7 protein-coding genes are annotated in these 5,873 nt (G+C 62.6%); 3 read left to right on the top strand and 4 right to left on the bottom strand.

Going from position 1 to position 5,873, the window contains the following annotated elements:
* Window positions 1-253 precede the first annotated feature (253 nt).
* The 3 genes from EOA22_RS22280 to EOA22_RS22270 all read left to right on the top strand — a co-directional run bounded on the left by EOA22_RS22280 (window position 254) and on the right by EOA22_RS22270 (window position 2,497).
* Complete coding sequence (locus EOA22_RS22280; protein ID WP_013530043.1) at window positions 254-688, top strand: DUF4383 domain-containing protein; 435 nt, start codon at window positions 254-256, stop codon at window positions 686-688.
* Between the two features lie 6 nt (window positions 689-694).
* Window positions 695-1,825 (top strand): hypothetical protein, encoded by a 1,131-nt coding sequence (locus EOA22_RS22275; RefSeq protein ID WP_063168826.1) that lies wholly within the window; start codon window positions 695-697, stop codon window positions 1,823-1,825.
* A gap of 150 nt (window positions 1,826-1,975) precedes the next feature.
* Complete coding sequence (locus tag EOA22_RS22270; protein ID WP_023809774.1) at window positions 1,976-2,497, top strand: hypothetical protein; 522 nt, start codon at window positions 1,976-1,978, stop codon at window positions 2,495-2,497.
* A 33-nt stretch (window positions 2,498-2,530) separates the two neighbouring features.
* Here EOA22_RS22270 and EOA22_RS22265 read toward each other — a convergent pair whose 3' ends face one another.
* The 4 genes from EOA22_RS22265 to EOA22_RS22250 form a co-directional block, all read right to left on the bottom strand.
* On the bottom strand, window positions 2,531-3,061 hold the full coding sequence (locus EOA22_RS22265; protein ID WP_027162137.1) for a dihydrofolate reductase family protein: 531 nt from the start codon (window positions 3,059-3,061) through the stop codon (window positions 2,531-2,533).
* An 88-nt stretch (window positions 3,062-3,149) separates the two neighbouring features.
* Entirely contained in the window at window positions 3,150-3,782 is a 633-nt protein-coding gene (locus tag EOA22_RS22260) for a hypothetical protein (RefSeq protein WP_063168827.1), read from the bottom strand.
* Window positions 3,783-3,799: 17 nt separating this feature from the next.
* Window positions 3,800-5,422, bottom strand: coding sequence for an FAD-binding oxidoreductase (locus EOA22_RS22255; RefSeq protein ID WP_063168828.1), 1,623 nt, complete (start codon window positions 5,420-5,422; stop codon window positions 3,800-3,802).
* 188 nt (window positions 5,423-5,610) lie between these two features.
* Entirely contained in the window at window positions 5,611-5,853 is a 243-nt protein-coding gene (locus tag EOA22_RS22250; protein ID WP_013530037.1) for a DUF1344 domain-containing protein, read from the bottom strand.
* Window positions 5,854-5,873 lie beyond the last annotated feature (20 nt).

Here is a 5,873-nt window from a genome sequence, read left to right as displayed (position 1 = left end):
CGACTGTCTTTTTGGCCCCCCGATGCCCTTTGGCGGCGATCTTGCGAGCTCCGCTTCTCCACGCGCTAAAATCGGTTAGTATCGCCTGGTCAGAGCCCGTTTGAAAACGCGCTCTGCCGAGTCGGATGGCGTGGTTTTCGAGAACCGAAGCGCAGCGGACCTTTGAGTCCGTGAGCATCGGAAGCGCAGAAAACCGCGTCAGGCGGCCGGCAGAGTAGCGTTTACAAATGGGCTTGTAGAAGGGGGATACTTCATGACGCTCGTCCAGAAGCTTGCCGTTGCCTATGCCTTCCTATTCTTCGGCGTCGTCGCCATCGGCTACATACCGGCCTTCAACGATGCCGACGGCAATCTGTTCGGCCTGTTCTCGCTGCAATGGTACGATGATCTGCTGCACGCCTTCTCCGGCGTCTGGGCGCTGGCCGCCGCCTTCATCTCGCACCGCCAGGCAGTGTTCTATTTCAAGCTGTTCGGCTCGGTCTACCTTTTCGACGGCGTGCTCGGGCTGGTCACCGGTTCCGGCTGCCTCGATGCCGGTATCTTCATCAACGGCTTCCGCTCTCTCAACGATATCGAATTCCCGGCCCGCTTCTTCGCCAACCTGCCGCACATCGTCATCGGCGGCTTCGCCGTCTATGTCGGCTTCCGGCTAGCCAGGCGCGTACACGACCACTTCGCCACGGCCTGATCGGGCATGTTCCTGTTCCGCTGGCTGAAGCGCCTCATCAAGACGATCCTCTGGCTGATCGTCGTCGTCATCCTCATCCCGATCGCCGGGCTGAGCTACGGCTTCCTGACGACGTCGTCGCTCGACAAGACGCCGCTGCCCGGCATTGCCGACGGCGCCCCGCCCAAGGCGCTGGCCGACAAGGTCCGCGCCGAGATCCCCGGCTACCAGCGGCCGGAGGAATCAACCTTCCTCACCTATCCGGAATGGGCGATCGTCTACGCCGCACGCGAATATGCCGGCTTCGTCGACAAGGACCAGCCGAGCGGCTTCCCCTACTGGTCCTATATCGGCCGCTTCTGGCAGGACTACGCCATGGTCATCCGCGCCAGCGCTCCCTACAAATTCAACTATGCCAACCACCAGATGCTGGTCATCATCGGCACCAGCCACTCGATCGAGCATATATTGCAGTGGGCCTATGAGAACACGGTCGGCCGCATCACCGAGGCGACAACGGCCAAGCGCACCGCCGCCGACATTTATCAGGCCAAGGTCGCGGCGGACTATGCCGCGTTTCTCGACCAGGTGCCCTGGTATCAGTTCCCGTATGCCGACAAGCGTGCCGGCCTGTTTGCCGTGCAGCCGGTGCCGGGCGACAGCTCCGTCCGCACCAGCGAACGCAAGCTGGCGTTCGGCCTCGCCGACACCATCAAGCAGGGCTATGCCGACCTGATAAAAAAGGCCCTCGCTGCCACGATGGACCCCGCCTTGCTCGACATCCATGTCTGGGCCAAGGGGCCCGTCGGCGAAGCCACGCGCAACGAGCCCGACACCTTGCTCGAACGCGACATGGGCGCTGACGGCACCATCTTCGTCACCAGGCGCTATCAGGTCTTCACCGAAATGATCCTGCGCCTGATCGACAAGGGCGTCTCCTTCGTCGAGATCGGCGGCAATGACGAGATCATGGCCACGGTGCTCTCCACCGATACGATCGCCATTCCCGAAGGCATGCACATCCTGTTCAGCTATCCGCTGCCGGCCGATCAATCCACGCGCCGCACCGGCATGATCGTTGCCGTGCGCAAACTGCATCTCGTGCTGCCGGCGCTGATCAAGTCCGGCGCCAGGCTCGAACACGTCTACGATTACTGAGGCCTTTCGGTCACGCCCGGCCAAGATTAGGCATTTCCTGGGCTCCGCCACGCCCATTCCACAATCGCGGCCAAATCCCGCCTTGTTCGCGCGCGAAGGAATGGGAAGAAATGGAAGGGCTGCCGGGGGGCATCTCGAAGGGACAAGACCGTGATCAAGACCGCCCTTGTCGCCATGACCATTGTCGGCTGCGACTGCGACGCCAAGCTTTGCGAATATATCGGCGAGACGCCGGCCAAATGGTCGACCGTCGCCGAGTGCGAAGCGGCGATGAAGAGCCAGATGCTGCACGAGCGCAATTTCAACTATCCGCTCGTCTCCGGCATTTGCCGCACGAAGGGTTCGTCGTCCTCTTCGCAGCTGGCCGCGACCGCATCGCGCCCGGAATTGAAGCCCGCCAGCCGCGTCGTCAGAACCGAAAGCCCGCTGCCGCCGGAACTCAGCCACCGGCCGAGCGTCTCGGTCGGTTCGCCGACGACCGCCATGGAAGCCGACGCCGCCCGGCCCGTTGCCTATGAACAGGTGGTCGATGGCGGAACCGGTGTGCTCTATCGCACCAAGAACGGCTACGCCGTGGTCAAGACCGATCTCGGCCGCGCCGCCTCGGCAACCGCCGACGCCGCGAAGCGCTCTGTGAACTGGCTGGCCGGACTGGTGCCGAAGGGGCTGTAGGCCCGCTGGCGTCTCGGTTCGACGACCGCGTGATCAGGCAGGCACATAGGTCAACCTGATCACGTCGTCGCCAATCAAATCGCTGGCCACAAAGCGAAGCGGCGGCCGGGGGCCGGCGAAGAATGGCTTGCCATGACCAAGCACGAACGGATGGAGGTAGAGTTGGTACGCATCTACAAGACCAAGGTCGGTCAGGCTTCGTGCCAGGCCTGGTCCAGAAACTGAAATCTCCCCGACGAGCTTAGCCTTAAGCCCGCGTATCACCGCCTCGACGTCATCCGCGACAAGTGTTGCGTTAGGGCCGGCCGACTTCAGAGAGCGCGACACAACCCACTTCGGTTGGCTCCGCCACGCCGCCGCGAATTCATGCGCCTCCGCGCTCCACTCAGGACTGTCTTCGTCCCAATAGCGCATGACCTCGTACATGCCGCGACCGTACACACTGCCGCTCAAATTGCGCACTTGCTCTATCCAGTGACGAAAGATCGTCGGGCCCGACGGCATTTTCTGGTGGTCGACATAGCCGTCGAGTGACTGGTTCATTCTGAAAATGAGCTTCGCCATGCTGCAGGATCTCCAACCCGGGGTCTTCAGAATAACTTGAGCCGCCGTTACGCAAAACCCCAGCCGAAATCCAAACTGAGACACGATCCTAGTCCGGCCTGAACCTGACTTTCAGGCTCTGCCAGAACTTGTCGACAAGCGGCTTTTCGGTCGCTGCATCCTCGCCGGCAATGCGGGTGATGAACAGCAGCCCCCGATCGGCCAGGCCGAAGCCGACGATCTCGAAATCGGCGGTGTCGGTGCGTGTCTTCACCTCGGCCCGGATCCCGGTCAATTCCTTGCCGTCGGCGAGTTTGCGCGTGGTCGGCCCCTGCGTCAGCTTGGCGCCGGCCTGCACCGATTGCCTGGTCATCTCCTGCAGCATCAATTGGTTGAGCGACACCGGATTCATGGCGCCATACTCCTGCACGACGACGATCGTGCCCAGCGCCGAGGCCATCAGATACTGCGTGATGTCATCGCCGAGATCGGTCTTGGTCACCGAAATGCCGCTGGGGTGGACGAAGGAAAAATCGCTGCCGGAAAAGGTAGCGAAGTCGTTGCGCGCGAGCGTCACCTTGCTCTGCTTGCCGCCGGGCAGCGTCACATCGGCGCTCTCGCCGGGATCGATATCGACCGTCACGCCGTCGATGGTCAGCTTGAAGGCCTTGAGATCCTCGCCTCCGGCCGGTCCGGCGCACAGCGCGATGAGGGTGAGTGCCGCCGCCGATACCATCCGCATGGCTGTTCTCCTGCTTCTTACGACACCCCGCTCAGCGCCTTGATGGCACGGTAGAAGGTCGAGGAAAACAGTTCCGTTGGGTCATACTGCCGCTTCGCCGCCAGGAAGGCCGGCAGTTCGGGATAGGAGGCCAGCAATTCCCTGGCCGTATAATGCAGCTGGTAAGGCAGGAAGAAGCGCCCGCCATGCTTGATCGTCACGTCGATCAGCGCCCGCGTCAGCGCCCGCATCCTGGCATTGCCGTCGGCATCGGTCGGCTGGTTGACGTAGAGCACCAGCGAATAGGCCGGCTCCGGCGCGTAGGTCAGCGCCACATCCTCCCTGTGGACGATGCGCACCGAAGCATTGAGCACCGGCAGCGTCTGCTTGCGCAGGATCTCGCGCGCTTCCGCGATGAATTCGACATAGGCGGCACGCGGAATAAAATATTCGTGCAGGATGTCGGTCTCTTCCATCTGATCGTTGAACAGATAGGGCACCGAATCGTGCATCGGGTTGTTGCGGGTGACGAGACAGGCCTCGCCCTCGGCCATGGCCGAGGTGCGCGCCACCGTGCAGCTTTCGAATTTCGGCTCCAGTGTCTTTTCGGTGAACCACTTCAATTCCTGGAACAGGCTGCCCCATTTCGCCAGGTTGATGATCACCCGCTTCAACCCGACCGATCCCGGTTCGCCGATCTCGGGCTGATCGGCCGGCGGCCGCTCGGCCACCTTGTCGTAACGGTAGACGATCATGTCCTCGAGGAAATTGCCGGGCGCCGTCGACAGATGGCCGTAGAACAGGCCGATATCCTTGTTCGGCTCCAGCACCTTGGCGAAGAATTCCGGAAAATCGTCCGATTTGATGATTTCGCGCGAGGTGCGGTAGACGGCGTTGTCGACGATGTCGAGCGTCGCCTCCAGCACCACGCCGAACAGGCCGTAACCGCCGACGACGTGGCGGAACAGATCGGTGTTCTCGGTCGGCGAGCAGGTCGTCACCGAACCGTCGGCCAGCATCACCCGCATCGAGCGGATCGAGCCCGCCACCGAACCCGCCTGGTGGTCCATGCCATGCGCATTGGCCGACAGCGAACCGCCGACCGAGAAGATGTCGGTCGACTGCATCGCCTTCACCGCGAAGTGCGGATGCAGAAGGTTCTGGATGTCATGCCAGCGCGCGCCCGGCTGCAGGGTCATGGTCTTGGCCGCCGCATCGACGGTGACCCTGTTGAACTTTCTGAGGTCGAGCACCAGCGCGTTGTCGTCGAAGGCATGCCCGCCCATGGAATGGCGGATGGCGGCCAGCGATATTTTCAGCCCATTGGCACGCGCGAAGGCCAGGGCCTTGGCGATGTGCTCGTCCCCGCTGACCTCGACCACGCCGTAGACCGGCGTCATCGACAGGCCGCTGGCATCGTTGATGTCACCACCCTTTGCCGACCAGGGCAGTGACGCATCGAAGGCCGGCGCATTGTCCAGCGGCTTCAGAGGCAGCGCGAAGCCGTCTATATCGGCTATCCGTCCTGCGTTCTTCGGCCCCGAAGGTCCGCGTGCCAGCCGCGCCACCGTGTTGCCGCCCCACAGCACCGCGCCGCCGACGACAGCCGCACCCAGCAGCAATCGCCGCGACAGGCGAAACCCTTTTTGCTCGTCGGCCATGACTATCCCCCGGTGGCCAAGGGATAGCGCGGCTCTTTGGCAAAAACCATAGCGGCGCCGCCGGGACGGCGGTTTGCCTGGCGTCGAGGGTGAAGGGCACGAAAATGGCCGGTCCCCGGAGGACCGGCCAGAATGGAACAGGGTCTGAAATTGCGTCAGCAGGTCTGCCGACGCACGATGCCCTCGCCTTACGAGGCCTTCTTGATCGACGTCACGATGCCGGTCTTGTCATCGACGGTCACCGCCACCTTGGCGCCGACCTTCAGTTTCCCGATCGTCGCTTCGGGCGACAGCTGGTAGATCTTGCCGTCGTCGAGGGTGATCGACTTGGTCGTCGGATCGACGGCCTGAATGGTGCCCTGAACGGTCGCGGCATAAGCGGTGCCGAGGAAGGCGAGCAGAGCAGCGGTGGTTGCGAGGGTCTTCTTCATTGGTAAGCACTCCGTGCTGT

Origin of the sequence: Mesorhizobium sp. M7A.F.Ca.US.014.04.1.1, assembly GCF_003998745.1 — a bacterium.
Lineage (GTDB): Bacteria > Pseudomonadota > Alphaproteobacteria > Rhizobiales > Rhizobiaceae > Mesorhizobium > Mesorhizobium ciceri.
The sequence above is the reverse complement of the archived record's forward strand: the minus strand, read 5'-3'. Positions and strand labels throughout refer to the sequence as shown.